Origin of the sequence: Thermincola ferriacetica (genome assembly GCF_001263415.1) — a bacterium.
In the GTDB taxonomy this organism is placed as follows: Bacteria; Bacillota; Thermincolia; order Thermincolales; family Thermincolaceae; genus Thermincola; species Thermincola ferriacetica.
In genome coordinates this window covers 1-17,714 of sequence record NZ_LGTE01000020.1, presented here as the reverse complement: position 1 = coordinate 17,714, position 17,714 = coordinate 1, and the positions used below count along the sequence as shown (strand labels likewise).

The following is a 17,714-nucleotide window of genomic DNA, read 5'->3' as shown; positions in this document are numbered from 1 at the left end:
TTCAACATGCGGTTGCTGAAAACGATTGAAGAGGCGAAGGCTTATATTAAAGAGGTTAAAACCGCCGGAAGATCGGTGGGTTTTGTGCCGACTATGGGATACCTGCATGAGGGGCACCTGCAACTGATGAAGGTCGCCAGACGGGAATGTGACACGGTGATAATCAGTATTTTTGTAAACCCTATCCAATTTGGTGTGAATGAAGATTATGATAAATACCCAAGGGACCTTACAAGGGATTGTGAACTGGCCGCGTCGGTTGGCGTTGATGCTGTTTTTGCTCCTACTGCGGCAGAAATGTATCCTTCCGGGTACGCTACTTTTCTAGAGGTAGAAGGCCTGACGGAGAAACTCTGTGGCTTATCCCGACCGGGCCATTTTCGCGGAGTTACCACCGTAGTTACTAAATTATTTAACATTGTTCAGCCGGATATTGCTTATTTTGGACAAAAAGATGCCCAGCAGGTTCTGGTAATCAAAAAGATGGTTGCTGACCTGAACATGAATCTGACTGTTAAAACGGTAGAGACGGTGCGTGAAGCAGACGGGTTGGCCATGAGCTCGCGCAATACGTACCTGAATAAAGAGGAACGCCAGGCTGCTCTGGTATTGTATAAAAGCTTGCAGAAGGCCAGGGACATGATTCGGGCGGGAGAGAGACAAAAATCCAGGGTTATAGCGGCGATGGAGGCGCTGATTAAAGCTGAGCCTTTGGCCAGGATAGACTATGTGGATATCTTGAGTATTCCGGACTTGCGTGATATTGAGGAATTAAAGGGTGAGATACTTATTGCTCTGGCTGTCTATATCGGAAATACCCGGCTGATTGACAACTTTATGCTGGAGGTGTAAGCGATGTTTCGGATGATGATGAAATCCAAGCTCCATCGGGCCACTGTAACAGAAGCCAATTTAAATTATATTGGCAGTATCACCATTGATAAGGACTTGATGGAGAACGCAGATATTCTCCCCAATGAAAAAGTGCAGGTGGTAAATAATAATAATGGAGCCCGGTTTGAAACTTATGTAATTGAAGGTCCTCGCAAATCAGGGGTTATCTGCCTGAACGGGGCGGCGGCAAGGTTAGTTCAGCCGGGGGACAAGGTTATCATTATTTCGTACGCTTTGCTGGAGGACAAAGAAGCCAGGAGTTATCGGCCCAAAATTATTTTTTTGGATGATAACAACCGGGTTAATGAGATTCATAACTGTGAAGAAGCAGGCAGGATTGGTTAGAATCTATTGACAAGTTTATTTAAATATAGATAGAATGAGGATAACCCGGTAAAGTTACAGGAAAATAAGGAGCTGATTCAAGTGGATATGTCACAGTATGTTCAAAAGTTGTCACAGGAAATTTTAGAATTGAAAGAAAAAAAGAATGCTGTAATTTTGGCCCACCTTTATCAAAGGCCGGAAGTTCAGGATATAGCCGACTTTGTGGGTGATTCCCTGGGGTTGGCTCAGCAGGCGGCCGGGACCAATGCTGATATTATTGTCTTTTGCGGTGTTCATTTTATGGCAGAAAGCGCTTATATCCTATCGCCTGATAAAACGGTTCTGCTGCCCGACCCCAATGCCGGATGCCCAATGGCGGATATGGTCACGGCTGAGGCATTGCGCAAGAAGAAAGAGGAGCACCCGGATGCTGTTGTAGTATGCTATGTGAATTCCTCTGCCGAGGTCAAAGCAGAAAGCGATATTTGCTGTACTTCAGCCAATGCCGTGAAGGTTGTCCAATCTGTTCCCGCAGATAAGCCCATATTGTTTGTGCCTGACCGCAACTTAGGTCATTATGTCGGGTTAAAGGCCAACCGGAAGGTAATTTTATGGGAAGGTTACTGCAATACGCATGACCGTTTAACTGAGGCAGATATTGAAAAAGCCAAGCAAGAACACCCGGCAGCAGAAGTACTTGTGCATCCCGAGTGTAAGCCGGAAGTGGTGGCCAAGGCTGATGGGGTTTTCAGTACTTCAGGGATGATTAAATATGCTAAAGAAAATCCTCAGGAAGAGTTTATCATTGCTACGGAAATTGGAATTATGCATCAACTGCGCAAAGAATGCCCGGATAAAAAGTTTTATTTAGCTTCCGAGAAACTGATTTGCCCTAATATGAAACTGACCAGCTTGCAAAAAGTGAAATGGGCTTTGGAGACGGAAATACCCAGGATTACTGTTGATGAAGAGATTAGAACGAAAGCCATTCGCGCGTTGGACAGGATGTTGGAAATAAAATAATCAGCGCTAAAGTTGGGAGGAAATAATTTTGATTCCCAGGTATATTGTAAATTTTGATTCGCGGGAACTTCCCTGCCAATTTACGGAATGCCTTGTGATTGGCAGCGGTATTGCCGGACTGTATACTGCCATCAGGGCCAGTAAAAAAATGGCTGTTACAGTCGTAACGAAAAAAAAGCGCGGGGACAGCAACACGGAATTAGCTCAGGGCGGTATAGCCGCGGCCATTCATGATGCTGATTCTCCCGCATTGCATAGAATGGATACCCTGGAAGCCGGAGCAGGGTTATGCAACGAAGAAGCCGTAGAAATTCTGGTTACTGAAGGCCCTGACCGGGTCCGTGAATTAATTGAAATGGGGGCTAACTTCGACAGGCACGGGAAAGAACTGGCCTTTACCAGGGAAGCAGCCCATAGCCGCAGGCGAATTTTACATGCCGGTGACTCCACAGGTGAAGAAATTCAACGCACCCTGAACAGAAAAGCAGAGGAAAACACCAGGATAACGCTGTTAGAAGACCATAGCGTCATTGACCTGATCACTGTTGGCGGGGAATGTCTTGGCGCTTTGGTTTGGAGTGAAAAAGAGGAATCTCTTGAAATCATATACGCCCGGGCGGTAGTTTTGGCTACCGGTGGGGCCGGCCAAATTTTCAAACATACCACCAACCCGGAAGTGGCCACGGGAGACGGTGTTTCTATCGCTTATCGGGCGGGAGCCGTAGTGACGGATATGGAATTTATCCAGTTTCACCCCACGGCCCTTTTATTGCCGGGTGCTCCCCGATTTTTAATATCAGAAGCGGTACGAGGCGAAGGAGCCATACTTAGGAATATCCATGGCGAAAGGTTTATGCCTAATTATCACCCTAACGCTGAACTCGCGTCCAGGGATATAGTGGCCCGAGCTATTACCAGTGAAATGGTGCGGACCGGCAGCAACAACGTATTTCTTGATCTATCCCCGATAGACGCGGAAAAAGTGAAGAAACGTTTCCCGAATATTGCAAAAACCTGCGGGTTATATGGCATAGATATTGCCCGGGAAATGATTCCCGTTGCCCCTGCCGCCCATTACATGATGGGTGGGGTGAAAACCAACCTGAATGGCGAGACTAATATCCACGGGCTGTATGCCTGCGGGGAAGTTGCCTGCGAGGGGGTTCACGGCGCTAACCGGCTGGCCAGCAATTCATTACTGGACGGTTTGGTTTTTGGTGCCCGGATTGCTGAGCATATAATTCGCGTTTTAAATAAGCCTATACCTAATAAGGTCGACGTGGTTTTTGACCGGCTTAAGCCGGGGGATGTAACAATAGATTACGAATGGCTGCGCCAACAAATCAGGGAAGTAATGTGGGACAACGTCGGGATCATCAGGAACGAAAGTGGTCTGAGGCAGGCGTTAGATTGGTTTGAAAAAAGTGAACATATACTGGAGCAGCAGATTAAAGACATTTGCTATGTACCTGTTGTCAACATGCTCGTTTTAGGCAAACTGATTGCCAATGCAGCTTTACAGCGAAAGGAGAGCAGGGGAGGCCATTTTCGCGAAGATTATCCCTGCCCTGACGATGAACATTGGAAGCGGCATATTGACCTTTGCAAAGAAGATTTATAGCCAAAGAAGGGGTATTTTTATGGAGCTCAATACTTTTATTGTTGACGAGATAATTCGCCGGGCTCTGCAAGAGGATATAGGAACGGGAGATATTACAACAGATGCTATTGTCCCCCGGGACCATTTCACGAAAGCCTTTATTCATACTAAGGAAGACGGTGTTTTGGCCGGCATTTTTATAGCGGAGCGGGTTTTTTCCTTGCTAAGCAGCGAAGTAGACTTCAAAAGGATAAAACAGGATGGAGACATTTTGCAAGCCGGAGATATACTGGCAGAATTATATGGACCGGCCAGAGTTATTTTAACCGGGGAAAGAGTGGCGTTAAATTTTCTACAGCGGATGTCAGGAATTGCCACCAAGACCCGGAGAATAGCCGGTCTTTTGTCTGATTCCGGGACCGCAGTTGTTGATACGCGGAAAACCACCCCTGGCCTTAGGGCGTTGGAAAAGTACGCGGTATATATCGGGGGTGGAAAAAATCACCGTTTTGGGCTATATGACGGTGTACTGATAAAAGACAACCACATAAAAGTTGCCGGAGGAATCAAAGAAGCGGTGGAGATGGCTCGCGCCTACGCCCCTCATACAATAAAAATTGAAGTGGAAGTAGAAACCCTTGCAGGTGTTAAAGAGGCTCTGGAAGCCGGCGCGGATATTATTATGTTGGATAATATGGATATTGAAACTGTCAAGCAAGCCCTGGTTATGATTAACGGGCAAGCCCTGGTGGAAGTGTCGGGCGGTTTGTCTGAAGATAAGGTTCCGAAACTGGCTGAGCTGGGGGTAGATATTATTTCCATGGGCGCCCTGACTCATTCAGTTAAAGCTCTGGACATCAGTTTGGATGTCGGCGGGATAAAAACCAGAAAATAGAAAGAACGGGAAATTTTTTACTTGGAGATGAAAATGAGTTAAAAACATGTATACAGTATAAATGTCAACCTATAGTTTTGTTTGGGTTGACATTTGCTTTTTCAGGGGATAAAATGGTAACGTCAAGTTTTTGCCGAAATGGGTGAAACCATGAAGGACGAAATCTTAAACCTGCTGAAAAAAAGCGAGCGTAGTTTTTTATCAGGCGAGGAGATCAGTAGCCGGCTGCAGGTATCCCGGACAGCCGTATGGAAACACATTCAGGCATTGCGGGAGGATGGTTATACCATCGAATCAAGGTCCAAAGTGGGCTACCGTTTGGTTACAGTGCCTGACAGGTTATATCCCGGCGAAATAACAGCCGGGTTAAAGACCAGGGTCATCGGCAGTAGGATTGTTCATTTTGATACTATTGGTTCCACCAACGATAAAGGCAAAGAGTTGGCTGCCAACGGGGCGCCGGAAGGTTTGGTTATAGTGGCCGAGGAACAGACCACCGGCAGAGGTCGTCTTGGTAGGACCTGGAGTTCTCCAAAAGGACGGGGTATATGGATGTCCGTTATTCTACGGCCTGAAATTAATCCTATGGATGCACCCAAACTTACTCTGTTAACGGCTGTGGCTTTGGCTAGAACATTTGATTCCTATCCGGGCATTCAACCCGGCATTAAATGGCCCAATGACGTGTTTATAAAAGGAAAAAAAATAGCCGGGGTACTCACGGAGATGAATGCTGAGCTGGAACGCATTAACTACGTTGTTGTGGGAATTGGGGTAAATGTCAACACTTCCAGGGCTGAGTTGCCTCCTGAAATTGAAAACATCGCCACATCCCTGTACATAGAAACGGGTAAATCATGGAGCAGGAAAGACTTTTTAACTAAGCTCCTGGAGGAATTGGAAGCGTTATACCTGTCTTTTAAAATGGGAGAATATGCAGCAGTGGTGGAAGAATGGAAAAAGTATTCCGTTACTTTAAATAAAAAAATAAAAGTGACCTCCCCCGGAGTTGCTTTGGAAGGAACTGCTGTGGACCTTGATGATGACGGAGCATTGATAGTAAGAACCCGGGATGGGTCGCTGAAAAGGGTCGTGGCGGGGGAAATAACATTTGCTTCTAGGTAAGGTTTTTTTGTCAATTAAATGTTAACCATATAATGTCCCAAGGTTAACAAACTATATACTAAGTATAAGGAGGAATCAAGAAATGCGGCTAACAATTCGTGACATGGCTTTTGTTTCTCTGTTTACCGCTTTGGCCGTTTCAGCGGCTTTGGTACTGCGGTTCGGTGGAGAGGCAGTGGTACCCTTTAGTCTGCTACCTTTAGTTGTTATGCTTGCCGGTTCGTTGCTGGGGGCCCGCTTAGGCGCATTAAGTATGATAGTTTATATTCTGTTGGGATTGGTGGGGGTCCCTGTTTTTGCGAAACCGCCTTATGGTGGGCTAACTTATATTTTACAGCCTTCCTTTGGTTTTTTACCTGGTTTTGTTGCTGCAGCATATGTTATAGGCCGAATCCTGGAACGGAAGGAACAAAAATCATTTTTGTCCTATTTTTTGGCTTCTGTTGTAGGGATAGTAGTAATATACATAATAGGTATACCTTATTTATATATAATTCTTAATTTCTACCTGGGTAAGGCCGTTTCTGTTATGCAGGCTTTAAAAATAGGTTTTTTGCCCTTTATATTGTTTGATTTGGCCAAAGCTGTTGTGACTGCCTTAATAGCACGCCCGGTTGCCGAACAGGTACGTACGGCCCGCATTTCCAGAAGCTGATTCATAAAAAAACCCTCTATCTCAAAGCCTTTTGAAAGATAGAGGGTTTTGATATACTTCATTTACTATATTTATATCTCTGCCATTCCTGGGTTACTACGTCAAGAAGGCTGTTTTTATCCAGTTCATCGACGATATACAGGTTGCCCTTGCCGATTTTGGCAAGTTCCTTCAAGAAAGATTCGTTCGGCAGCACACCAATGCAAACCAGGCGAATCTTATTTTGGGCGATCATTTCCGCTGCTTTTAAGGCATCAGCCTGGGCATCGGTAGTCCATAGCGGGTAGTTGGGAATACCATCGGTGATTAACACCAGCAAAGGGTTCCTGGCCCGTTTTTTCTTGACCAGTTCTACTGCTTCCAGAATACCTTTGGCTAGAGGAGTCATACCTTCGGGTTGGATAGACCGCAAACCCTCTACTAGTTTTTGGTAACTTTTGGTAAAAGGAATGACTACCTTCGAACTTGTTTCCTGAAAGGTTACCACGCTAACTTTTTCCCTGGAAGTCAGGAGAAAATGCTGGGCCAGGTAAGCTACAGCCCTTATTTTTTCGCCAACCATACTGCCGCTGCAGTCTATGGCCAGACAGGTATCAATGGGAGCAAAAGATTTTCGCCCATACTGCTTGATGTCTTCTCGTTTAATGGACATATGTCTCTGTCCTTGCAGAAAACTGCGGGCAGTGGCTGCTACTACTGTTTCCGGAATGGCCAGTTCGCCCAGCCAGGCGTGGCTGTCTAAGCCGACAACTCTTCTTTCGTCGGTTAGCTGGCTTTTACGGGATTTGAGTTCCGAGTTATGATAAGTTTGGTAGTTGTGGCGAACAATCTGGTACTTTCTGATGGATTTCCTGACCTGGGCTTCCAGTTCTTTTTGATGATATTTTATGAATTCCAGGAGTTCTTTTCCTTCGTCAGTAAGGGTATGGGTGAATCTGCCTTTTTTGACAAGGTTATGGTTGCACAAGTCCAGGAGGGTTTGTTTTAAATCGCCGTCCCCGTGCTTTTTGGCGAAGGAACCAAGGAAAATATTCCCGGTAGCAGTCAGGGACTCCAAAAAGTTTTTCGCTTCTTCAATGGTGCCGAAAGCAGAGGCGAGGTCCAGGATAATTTGCAGCCTGTTTTGTTGGGCTATATGGGCCTTTGCTTCCGGCGAGTTAAAACCCGGTAAGCTTACCCCTACGCCCGTTCCCTTTTCGGTGACAATTTCTTTTTTACAGTGGTCCAGGGCTTCCACCCGGCGAATTTCAAAGCCTTGGTTGATAATGGCTGCTTCAATGGCATCTACCATAAATATAAGGCTGTCGTAATATTTACATTCTAATTCCGCAAGCACGTGGACGTGGTTTTGAATTATATTTTTTGAGGTCGAGATTTCCCCTTTTCTGCTGGCCAGTTGGAAAACAGTGCCTTGGCCGCCGGCAGTCTTGACGTGGATTTTTTCGGAAAGTTCTTTGACGATTTGCCTGCACTCATCTTTGGTTAATTCAGAACGTCTTTCATCCCGCAATTGGTTAAAGTAAGTTTCCAGAGCGCCCCAAATTCTGCGGGCTACATATACGGGGTCAAGGCGGGCCGGTTCATGAAAAACGTCGATGTGCAGGATCTGGTTTGCTTCTTCACGTCCCAGGTAAGTCTGCCCGGCATCTTGGTCGATATATATCTTGATGTGCCCTGGAGTAGCAGGGTGGTTGGAATGAACTTTGTTGCTGACAACTGTTGTTTCACCAAGCCGTACTCCTTTGTTCTGTGAAAAATAATATGATAAATAATGTTCCAGGGTCATTCGTTGATGCCGTTCTCTACTTTCCATTTTCAGACCCCCTTTTATTTAAGATCTTCTTCGGAGTTGAGAAGTTCATCCAGGTTCAGGTCGTGAATCTTCTTGGCCTTATTTAGGGGTGCTGCTTTAATGCTGTCTGATTCTTCGACTTTAGGTCCTTTATCCTTTCTTGAAAAAAGGTTCTTCAATGGAGAAAAAAGGGAGCCCGCTGTGTCCTGGGCTACCTCTTTGTCTCCGTCAGCGTAATTCAGCTCGTTTTCTCTATCAGGCTCTGAAGAAAAAATCCCTGGTTCTTTTTTTTTTACCGAATTGGCAAAAGACATTGGGGGGGTACCATCGTTCGGCACTTTATCAGCGCTTGAATTCATGATTTTAGTCAGTGTGTCCATATCAACCCTGTGTCTTAAAGCAAGGGGAATCACCTTTACAATATCACTGACCAGGACTTTATCCCGCTGCCGTAAAGCGCAGTGCAGGACAGCGGCGTGTTGAATTGCTTCAATAGCCCGGAAACTTTCCAGGTTATATTTGACATATAACCGGGCGATGTAGTTTCTCAGGTAATCAGGCATTTGCAGGGTTTCATATTTTTTAGCTATCCGTTCCATTTCTTTTTGCAATTTTTCATTGTGCTCAATAGTTTCTTGGGATACCCTGTTCTTTGATAAACGCCGTTGTTCGCTCTGCTGCAGGATTTCTGCTATTGATTCCTGGTTATGGGAACGCCCCATTTCAACTACTAAATCGAACCGGTCAGAAAGCTGCCGGCGAATTTCCTGCAGCGGTCCGGGTTCTTCATCGGGGTTAGAAGCGGCCCATACCGATGCCTGAACCGGGATTTCCACCAGGGGTAATCCTGTTTCTTCAATCTGAACCCTGCCGGGTTTTGTTCCCATCAAGTCCAACAGTACGTCAGTAATTTCCGGTGACGTATCAGCCAACCGGTTAATCTCGTCTATAAATATTATACCCCGGTGTGCCTGGGGAATAATGCCCGGCAGCAAAGCTGCTTCCGGGTTGGCAGCATTTGTAATTTTCGCCAGGTCAATACTTCCGGCAATAGTACCGATTTTTGCCGAATGGGAAATTTCCAAAAACGGTCTGGGCACAATCTCTGTTCCCAACTGTTCAATTTCTTCTCTGGATAAATGTTTATGATTCGGACAATGCGGTTTTTCCGGGTCGCAATTGTAGAGGCAGTTTTTTATGCGCACTATGGGGGGCATAATTTGGCGGGCCGCTCTCATGATAGTAGTCTTGCCTGTTCCCCTTAGGCCTTCGGCATGTATGTGTAAAGGAACTTCCCAAAGTGTCGATATAATGCCCATTTCCACGACTTCAAAAAGAATTGCATTTCCGTCGTGCCTTGTTAGTTGAGTATAAGAGCGCATATGAACACTTCCTTACTTACGCTAATATTTAATATTTTTAAAAAAAATTTACATATTTACATCTTATTATAGCGAAAATTGTTTGCCTAATGCAACTACTAAAATACTGTCAGGGCTAAAAAGGCGGATTATAGGTCCAAAAAGCCAGGTTCCCGGTTGCAATTACTACTTAACTGTTTAGACATGCTGTAGTATGATAATTAATATAGGTTTCTTTTTATGTATCTAAATTGTTTTTACGATAGTTTTTGCTTTTTATGGGTAGAAAAAAATAGAAAAATGTACCATGTAATAGCAGGGAATCGGCCGGATTTGTCGAAATTACCTTTGTATTACGAAGGGAGTGAAAGGGTTGAAGGTTGAATTCGTCTCCCCATTTGTTACAGCAACTATTAAGGTTTTGGAGTCGGAATTGGGACGCCCAATTTCTGTGGAAAAGGGGCAATTGTCTATAGAATCGTCTTCTTATACAGGACAGGATGTAACCGTTTTAATCGGCGTTATAGGGCGCGTTCAGGGTATCGTTATGTATGGTATGTCGGAACGAACGGCCAAAAATATTATTTCCGAGATGCTGGGCCAGAGGATTGTTGTTTTTGACGAAATGGGAGAAAGTGCCATTGCCGAGTTAGGCAATGTTATTACAGGTATTGCCAGTGCAGATTTGGAAAAGGCGGGGTATCCATCTACCCTGGCGCCTCCGACAGTGATTACGGGTCGTGGCGTAGTTATTTCCACCATTGATATTAAAAGACTGCAAATTCCTCTGATAACCGATTTCGGTGAAATTGAAATAGGCATTGCCTTGAGAGAGAAAAGATAACCCTTCTACGGGGTTTTTTTTTGACTTATATTATAGTGCTTTTGTTTATGGTATAATTTTAAAAGCTAATTTGTTGATAACGGGGTTGTTGCCCCGGACCAAAGGAATTGAAACGTGGTGGTGAATTGGAGATGTTACTGGTATTGGATGTAGGAAACACAAATATTGTGCTGGGGGTATTCGAGGGAGCGAACTTATTAAACAGTTGGCGAATAGCTACCGATAAGCAAAAGACCGTTGACGAGTACGGGGTACAGATCCGCGTATTATTTGATTATTCCGGTGTTAAACCCCAGAAAATTAAAGATGTAATAATATCTTCTGTAGTTCCTCCGGTAACGCCTATCCTGGAAGGAATGGCTAAAAAATATTTTAACGTTAAACCTATGGTAGTGGGACCGGGAATTAAGACTTCCATATCTATTAAATATGACAATCCCAGGGAAGTAGGAGCGGACAGAATTGTTAATGCTGTTGCTGCCAGAGCCCTTTATAAGGGGCCATTGATAGTTGTTGATTTTGGTACGGCTACCACTTTTTGCGCCATATCCGAAGCCGGAGAATACCTTGGCGGTGCCATAGCCCCCGGAGTAGGCATTTCCATGGAAGCGTTGTTCACCAGGGCGGCTAAACTTCCCAGGGTGGAATTGATCCGCCCGAAAAATGTTATAGGTAAAAATACCGTTTCCAGTATGCAATCCGGTATTTTTTACGGTTTTGTAGGACAGGTTGACGGTATTATTAAAAGAATCAAGGAAGAGATGGGTGCCGATGCTTATGTAGTGGCAACCGGAGGGTTAGCTGAATTAATTGGCCGCGAATCGCGAATGATAGATGTGGTCAACAAGAATTTAACGCTGGAGGGTCTCAGGATTATTTATGAGCGCAACAAAGGATAATGTCCCCCCCGATTGCGGGTTTACCATCGGTAACCTGCGTTTGGCCAATCGCGTCGTTTCTGCTCCAATGGCCGGCGTTACTGACAAGGCATACAGGTTAATCGCCGAATTGGCAGGCAGTGGATTAGTATGTACGGAAATGGTTAGCGCTACTGCTCTCCGTTACAACAGTGAACGCACTAAAACGATGCTTGACTTGTCTGGCGAAAAAGGTCCCATAAGTGTGCAAATATTTGGTAATCAACCTGAACTTATGAGTAGAGCAGCAAAATTTGCTGAAACCCAGGGGGCCGCCATCATTGATATAAATATGGGCTGCCCTGCGCCCAAAGTAGTCAAAAATTTTGAAGGTTGTGCGCTGATGAGGGATTTACCGCTGGCACGGGAAATAATGTCGGCGGTGGTGAAGGCAGTCCAAATTCCCGTCACTGTAAAGATGCGCAAAGGGTGGGATGAAGAATCTGTTAATGCCGTTGAGCTTGCTAAGATAGCGCAGGAAGCAGGGATTGCGGCGGTGACGGTCCATGGAAGGACCCGAGGACAGTTTTATTCCGGCAAAGCCGATTGGGATATTATAGCCCGGGTTAAGGAAGCGGTGCAAATACCCGTAATAGGTAACGGCGATATTTTTGAACCGGTTCACGCCCTGGCCATGATGGAACAAACCGGCTGCGATGCTGTTATGATTGGACGGGGGGCTTTAGGAAACCCCTGGCTGTTTTCCAGAACTGTAAAACTGTTAGAAACGGGTGAGATACCACCGGAACCGTCAATAGACGAGCGGCTGGAAATGGCGAAAAAGCACTTGCAATTGGCTGTCGCCTTTAAAGGAGAATACAGGGCTGTGCGCGAAATGCGCAAACATATTGCCTGGTACATCAAGGGACTAAGGGAAGCTGCCAGAGTGAGGGAAAAGGTTAATCAAGCCATAAGTGTTGAGGAACTGGTCAGATTACTGGACCAATATAAGGAATCTGCAAAACCTTGCCAGGAAAACAAATAGCCGCTGTGGAGGAAAAACAATAAGTTGCGACTTGGTGGAGGGCGGGTAGACAGTGTTAACGATAGTGAGGGCTTGAAATAGCTGTTTCCGGCACGGACACGGAGAATTAATGGTAAAAGCAAGGTATATAACTTATCTAACAATGAAATTTTAATTAGCTTCTTAGTAATTTTTTCGTTCAATTTTTTCTCTGTGTTTTCTCTGTGTTCTCTGAACTCTCTGTGGTATTAATGACTTCTCTGTGGTAAATCGTTTCCGCCCGTAACCTCGGAGCAACGGTTGTTTTACCTCCACAGCGGCAGCTTCTTTTTCTTGGCACAGCGCCCTTCGCCATCTTCAAACATGCGGGAACCCCCTGCCTTCCAGTCTGCGGTTTTGCGGGGCGCGATCGTAACTTTCCCTTTTCCTACTCCTTTGGGGATAGGTGTTTAACCTGTACCCAAAGGAGTAGGAAAAGGGATTGCTTTTTCAGAAAGCAACCCGTGTTGAACAGTTAAAATTTCCTGAAAATGGGTAAACTATGCTCTAGATTGGAAATCAGGTTTAATTTTCAGGAGGCTTGGAGCATGAAAACTGTATTAAGTGTAAGTTTGGGTTCTTCTAAGAGAAATCATTGTGTGGAAACAAGTTTTTTGGGAGTGCCGTTCCGAATCGAACGAATCGGGACAGATGGTGATTTAAACAAGGCGATGCAGATTGTCAGAGAACTGGATGGCAAAGTTGATGCTTTTGGGCTTGGCGGCATAGATTTATATCTGTATGCCGGCGACCGGCGATATATCATCAGGGATGCTTATAAGATAGCCAGGCAGGCTAAAATGTCTCCTGTAGTAGACGGGAGCGGTTTGAAAAATACCCTGGAGAGGAATGTGATAACATTTTTGCAAAAAAACCACGGGTTTGACTTAAGGGGAAAGCCGGTGTTAATGGTCTGCGGCGTAGACCGTTTTGGTATGGCGCAGTCTTTTGTCGATGCCGGGGCAATCGTTACTTTTGGGGATTTGGTTTTTGGGCTTGGTTTACCCGTCCCGTTAAAATCTTTAAAATCTCTGGAGCGAACGGCAAAGGTGGTAGCGCCGGTAGTGTGTCGTCTGCCCTTTAAATTTATTTATCCCACCGGAAAAAAACAGGAAAAGAACAGTTCACGTCACCGTTACCTTTATTACAAAGCTGACATTATAGCCGGTGACTATCATTATATAAAAAAATACATGCCAGAAGAAATGCCGAATAAAATAGTTATTACAAACACAGTAACAAAAGATGATGTGGAAGATTTAAAAAGGAGGGGAGTAAAAGTACTTGTTACTACCACCCCGGAATTGAACGGCCGTTCTTTTGGTACCAATGTTATGGAAGGAGTTTTATTGGCACTGGCAGGAAAGCGACCGGAAAATATGACAGAAGATGAATACAGCGATTTATTAGCCCAAACAGGATTCGGGCCGCGGGTTGAATATCTCAATTAGCCCTTAGACCAGGAGATTTTTTATGAAAAAAAGAGTTGTTTTCCTAAAACAGTTTGAAATTAATGACTGGGTGCAGTACTTTTCATTTTTAAAGTTCGCGCCCACACCTTTGCGTAAAAAAATCGTCTCTTACATGCCCTGTCTTACAATAGCAGAAATAGAGCTAAAAACAGCGGATAATTTGGTGGAAGGATATATTTTAGCTTATCCTACGCAGAGAATACCGTATAATCTGGATAAAAGAATTAAAATGATTAATCCTGATGTAATTATTACCGGAACGGAGGCATCTCCGGCTTTAGCGGAAAAGTTAGGACCGGGAAAATTGCTTAATGGTTTCTCGGGGCAGCAGCTCAAAATACTATTACTGAATAAGGCTTTTAAAGAATTAATTCAAGTGGCATGGAAGGAAGCAGACCACCCGAAAATTATGATCTGGGGCGCTGATAAAGAGACGGGAGCCAGACTGGCGCGTATTTTAGCGGCGGAGTGGAAAAAAATTATTATAGCCGGGGAGGATTGGGGAAACTTAAACCATTTGGCTCATTCTATTTTATATGAAACGGGGACGGCAGTAAAAATTATGCAAAAGCCATATATTAATTGGAGGCTGGCTGATGTCGTAATTTCAATGGACATCGGCATTGATGAACTCAATGGATGCATACCCATTCGCATTGATGCTTCTTTGTTGGAAGGACCAAAAATTAAAATAAATACTGCCAGAAAGAATTTTAGATTTGTTTGGGATTTTTATTTGGCGGAGGGAATACTCCATGCTTTGGCAGATATACGTGGTCAGGATATATGGCATGATTATAAAGTAATGGTGAAGGAAATTGGCAAAATAGGTTTTAACATGGGCCTAACGGAGCTTTTTGAAAATGCTTTAGGCCCATCCTTGACAAAAAGTAGCAATATCTTTATAATAGTTGCATGAGACGGAAGAGCATGATATATAATGCCTTTTTATCACAAAGGACAGTGTAAAAAGAGCAGTATAAATTGAAATTTGATACGAAATATACATACAGTGATTTACTTATGTTTGCGCTTTGGGCGATAACAGTTTTGGTAGCCGGATTTTTGCATTATACTGAAGTGTCAAGATTGGTCTTGACACTATTTTTACTATTCCAAGAAGCCTTTTTGGTTATCCTGAATGTGAATGATAGTTCATTATTCTGCATATACTTGATTGGCAAAAGTATAGTTAAAAAATATAAAGGGGAGCGAAGTAATGGTGGAAAAGGAAGTTATACTTACCCTGGACGGGTTGAAAAAACTAGAGCATGAATTAGAACAATTAAAAACGGTCAAGAGACGGGAAGTTGCCGAAAGGATAAAACAAGCCATTGAATTCGGCGATATTTCCGAGAACTCAGAGTATGAGGATGCCAAAAACGAGCAGGCTTTTATAGAAGGCCGCATATTAACGCTGGAGAAAATGCTGCGCAACGCCAGGGTAATCGATGAAGGAGATGTCCACACTGATGTGGTTTCTATTGGTTCCACCGTACTGTTAAAAGATTTGGAATTTGGTGATGAAATAGCATATACAATAGTGGGTTCGGCAGAAGCAGACCCTTCCGCCAATAAAATCTCTAACGAATCGCCTGTTGGGAAAGCCCTATTAGGACAAAAAACAGGTGAAATAATTGAAGTAAACGTACCGGCCGGTACGTTAAAATACCAGATTATGGGAATTAGTAAGTAGCAGAAAACAGTAAATTCTTAAAAAAGGCTTGGGCAGAGCAATTAGCAACTGCAGCAATAGCCTTTTTAGTATAGTTTGGAGGCTTTAAAAATGAGTCGGGATTTAGAAACAAATGAACTGTTCCAAGTACGCCTTAATAAGCTGGACGAGCTTCGCAAGCAGGGAATTGACCCTTTTGGAGAAAAATTTGTGCGTACTCATTTAATTAAAGAAGTTATAGAAAACTTTGACCGGTTGGAGGGTCAAGAAGTGACGCTGGCCGGTCGGTTAATGGCTAAGCGGGGACAGGGGAAAGCCGGGTTTTCTAATATCCAGGATTTAACCGGGCGGATTCAGCTTTATACAAGGTTAGATGATTTGGGAGAAGAAGAATTCAAAAGGTTTAGCCATTTGGACATTGGTGATATTATTGGCGTTACAGGAAGAGTGTTTAAAACTCAAAAAGGCGAAATTAGTATTTGGGTTAAGTCTTATAAGTTGTTATGTAAGTCTTTAAGGCCGTTACCTGAAAAATGGCATGGGCTTAAAGATGTTGAATTAAGATACCGTCAACGGTATATTGACCTGATTGTGAATCCAGAGGTAAAAGAAGTCTTTGTGACAAGAAGTAAAATAATCAGGGCTATTCGCAACTACTTGGACAAGCTGGGTTTTCTGGAAGTAGAAACACCGATGATGCACCCCATTGCCGGTGGCGCCACTGCCAGACCATTTATTACCCATCATAATGCCCTCAATATGGATCTATATCTCCGGATTGCTCCGGAATTATATCTGAAACGATTAATTGTTGGCGGTCTGGAAAAGGTATATGAAATAAACAGAAACTTCAGAAATGAAGGAATCTCAACCAAGCACAACCCTGAATTTACTATGCTGGAGCTTTATGAAGCTTATGCCGATTACGAGGATATGATGGTCTTGACGGAAAACCTTGTTTCAACGGTTGCTAAAGAAGTCCTGGGAACTGATAAAATCGTTTACCAGGGTACAGAAATCGATTTGGCGGCACCATGGCGCAGAGTGCCTATGCTGGAGGCAATAAAAGAGGAAACCGGCGTAGATTTTTCTGTTATAAATACCGATGCAGAAGCTATTGAAGCAGCTCAAAAGCTGGGGATTAAATTAGAAGAAGGGGTAAGCAAAGGAACCGTTATTAATGAGGTGTTTGAGACATTTGTGGAGCCCAAATTGGTTCAACCCACGTTTGTTATTGATTATCCTATAGAAATTTCACCTCTAGCCAAAAGGAAAAAGGACAACCCTGCTTATACATACAGATTTGAAGCATTTATATATTCAAGGGAAACGGCTAACGCATTTTCGGAGTTAAATGACCCTATTGACCAGGAAGAAAGGTTCCGGAAACAAGTAGAAAAAAGGGCCAAAGGCGATGATGAGGCCCATATGATGGACGAGGATTATATTAATGCTCTGCAAATTGGTTTACCGCCAACCGGCGGTTTAGGTATCGGGATTGACCGGTTAGTTATGCTGCTTACCGATTCAGCGTCAATTCGCGATGTACTGTTATTCCCGCTGATGCGTCCCAGGGATTAAAAAAGACTCTTGAAAAAGAGTCTTTTTTAGTGGATAAAAAAGTGTAGCCCAGGTGTAAGTTAAGAAAAACTCCCCCTCGCTACGTTATGCGCTTCGCTGCAATCCTGAACGTCGGATATGCCCCCCATTTTGTCGAAACGGTGGGTTTTCAGATACCGCGCGGTTTGGGTAACAAAATGAAAAATTAAAATAAAGTAAATTGCACCGAAATAAAGAATTTAGCAGTAAAAAGAGATTAATTACTCATAAACCCCATTCCTTAAAATATTTCTCGTTTGACGAAAAATAAAGCCCATGGTATATTTGTTATTGTCGTTTGGAATTGCCCGGAAAATATTGCTCAAGCTAGATATTTCGGGCAGTGAAGGCAAATAAATATCTGATGCCGGACTTGACAAGCTAATGGTTTACATGGTAAAATGAAATTCCAGTTTGTGAATATGTTGTTAAATTAATGTTTGCCTCCAAAAACTACCGGTTGACGAAAAGCAGCCAGTTATGGTAGTATGGAATTCCGCGGCTGGTTGAGAGCCGGTGCGGGAGAAGAAGT

General features: G+C 43.9%; 16 protein-coding genes. 14 read left to right on the top strand and 2 right to left on the bottom strand.

The window, feature by feature from the left end; genetic code table 11:
* Positions 1 to 6 precede the first annotated feature (6 nt).
* The 7 genes from panC (at position 7) to Tfer_RS11825 (ending at position 6,519) form a co-directional block, all read left to right on the top strand.
* Positions 7 to 852 (top strand): pantoate--beta-alanine ligase, encoded by an 846-nt coding sequence (panC, locus tag Tfer_RS11855; RefSeq protein ID WP_052218595.1) that lies wholly within the window; start codon positions 7 to 9, stop codon positions 850 to 852.
* Between the two features lie 3 nt (positions 853 to 855).
* The gene (panD, locus tag Tfer_RS11850) at positions 856 to 1,239 is read left to right on the top strand and encodes an aspartate 1-decarboxylase (protein WP_013119132.1); all 384 of its coding nucleotides are present in this window, start codon (positions 856 to 858) and stop codon (positions 1,237 to 1,239) included.
* A gap of 87 nt (positions 1,240 to 1,326) precedes the next feature.
* Positions 1,327 to 2,244: a quinolinate synthase NadA gene (gene nadA, locus Tfer_RS11845; RefSeq protein ID WP_041587874.1), complete on the top strand. Its 918-nt coding sequence runs from the start codon at positions 1,327 to 1,329 to the stop codon at positions 2,242 to 2,244.
* 28 nt (positions 2,245 to 2,272) lie between these two features.
* Positions 2,273 to 3,865, top strand: coding sequence for an L-aspartate oxidase (gene nadB, locus Tfer_RS11840; protein ID WP_052218594.1), 1,593 nt, complete (start codon positions 2,273 to 2,275; stop codon positions 3,863 to 3,865).
* A 19-nt stretch (positions 3,866 to 3,884) separates the two neighbouring features.
* Entirely contained in the window at positions 3,885 to 4,739 is an 855-nt protein-coding gene (gene nadC, locus Tfer_RS11835; protein ID WP_052218624.1) for a carboxylating nicotinate-nucleotide diphosphorylase, read from the top strand.
* Between the two features lie 150 nt (positions 4,740 to 4,889).
* Positions 4,890 to 5,864: a biotin--[acetyl-CoA-carboxylase] ligase gene (locus Tfer_RS11830; RefSeq protein ID WP_052218623.1), complete on the top strand. Its 975-nt coding sequence runs from the start codon at positions 4,890 to 4,892 to the stop codon at positions 5,862 to 5,864.
* An 82-nt stretch (positions 5,865 to 5,946) separates the two neighbouring features.
* Positions 5,947 to 6,519, top strand: a complete 573-nt coding sequence (locus Tfer_RS11825) for a biotin transporter BioY (protein ID WP_052218593.1) — start codon at positions 5,947 to 5,949, stop codon at positions 6,517 to 6,519.
* A gap of 58 nt (positions 6,520 to 6,577) precedes the next feature.
* On the opposite strand, the gene Tfer_RS11820 is transcribed toward Tfer_RS11825, so the two are convergent.
* Positions 6,578 to 8,332, bottom strand: coding sequence for a vWA domain-containing protein (locus Tfer_RS11820; RefSeq protein WP_052218592.1), 1,755 nt, complete (start codon positions 8,330 to 8,332; stop codon positions 6,578 to 6,580).
* Positions 8,333 to 8,346: 14 nt separating this feature from the next.
* On the bottom strand, positions 8,347 to 9,693 hold the full coding sequence (locus Tfer_RS11815) for a magnesium chelatase ATPase subunit I (protein ID WP_052218591.1): 1,347 nt from the start codon (positions 9,691 to 9,693) through the stop codon (positions 8,347 to 8,349).
* 352 nt (positions 9,694 to 10,045) lie between these two features.
* Here Tfer_RS11815 and Tfer_RS11810 point away from each other — a divergent pair, with 352 nt between their 5' ends.
* The 7 genes from Tfer_RS11810 (at position 10,046) to lysS (ending at position 17,164) form a co-directional block, all read left to right on the top strand.
* Positions 10,046 to 10,516 (top strand): chemotaxis protein CheX, encoded by a 471-nt coding sequence (locus Tfer_RS11810; protein WP_052218590.1) that lies wholly within the window; start codon positions 10,046 to 10,048, stop codon positions 10,514 to 10,516.
* Between the two features lie 131 nt (positions 10,517 to 10,647).
* Positions 10,648 to 11,415 carry a type III pantothenate kinase gene (locus tag Tfer_RS11805; RefSeq protein ID WP_052218589.1) on the top strand — a complete coding sequence of 256 codons (768 nt, stop codon included), beginning with the start codon at positions 10,648 to 10,650 and terminating at the stop codon, positions 11,413 to 11,415.
* Positions 11,396 to 12,418 carry a tRNA dihydrouridine synthase DusB gene (gene dusB, locus Tfer_RS11800; protein WP_052218588.1) on the top strand — a complete coding sequence of 341 codons (1,023 nt, stop codon included), beginning with the start codon at positions 11,396 to 11,398 and terminating at the stop codon, positions 12,416 to 12,418. The genes Tfer_RS11805 and dusB overlap by 20 nt, the downstream gene beginning before the upstream one ends.
* Positions 12,419 to 12,984: 566 nt before the next feature.
* Positions 12,985 to 13,887, top strand: coding sequence for a hypothetical protein (locus tag Tfer_RS11795; RefSeq protein ID WP_052218587.1), 903 nt, complete (start codon positions 12,985 to 12,987; stop codon positions 13,885 to 13,887).
* Between the two features lie 22 nt (positions 13,888 to 13,909).
* Positions 13,910 to 14,827 carry a hypothetical protein gene (locus Tfer_RS11790; RefSeq protein ID WP_052218586.1) on the top strand — a complete coding sequence of 306 codons (918 nt, stop codon included), beginning with the start codon at positions 13,910 to 13,912 and terminating at the stop codon, positions 14,825 to 14,827.
* 300 nt (positions 14,828 to 15,127) lie between these two features.
* Positions 15,128 to 15,604, top strand: coding sequence for a transcription elongation factor GreA (greA, locus tag Tfer_RS11785; protein ID WP_013119145.1), 477 nt, complete (start codon positions 15,128 to 15,130; stop codon positions 15,602 to 15,604).
* A 90-nt stretch (positions 15,605 to 15,694) separates the two neighbouring features.
* Entirely contained in the window at positions 15,695 to 17,164 is a 1,470-nt protein-coding gene (lysS, locus tag Tfer_RS11780) for a lysine--tRNA ligase (protein ID WP_200901034.1), read from the top strand.
* Positions 17,165 to 17,714 lie beyond the last annotated feature (550 nt).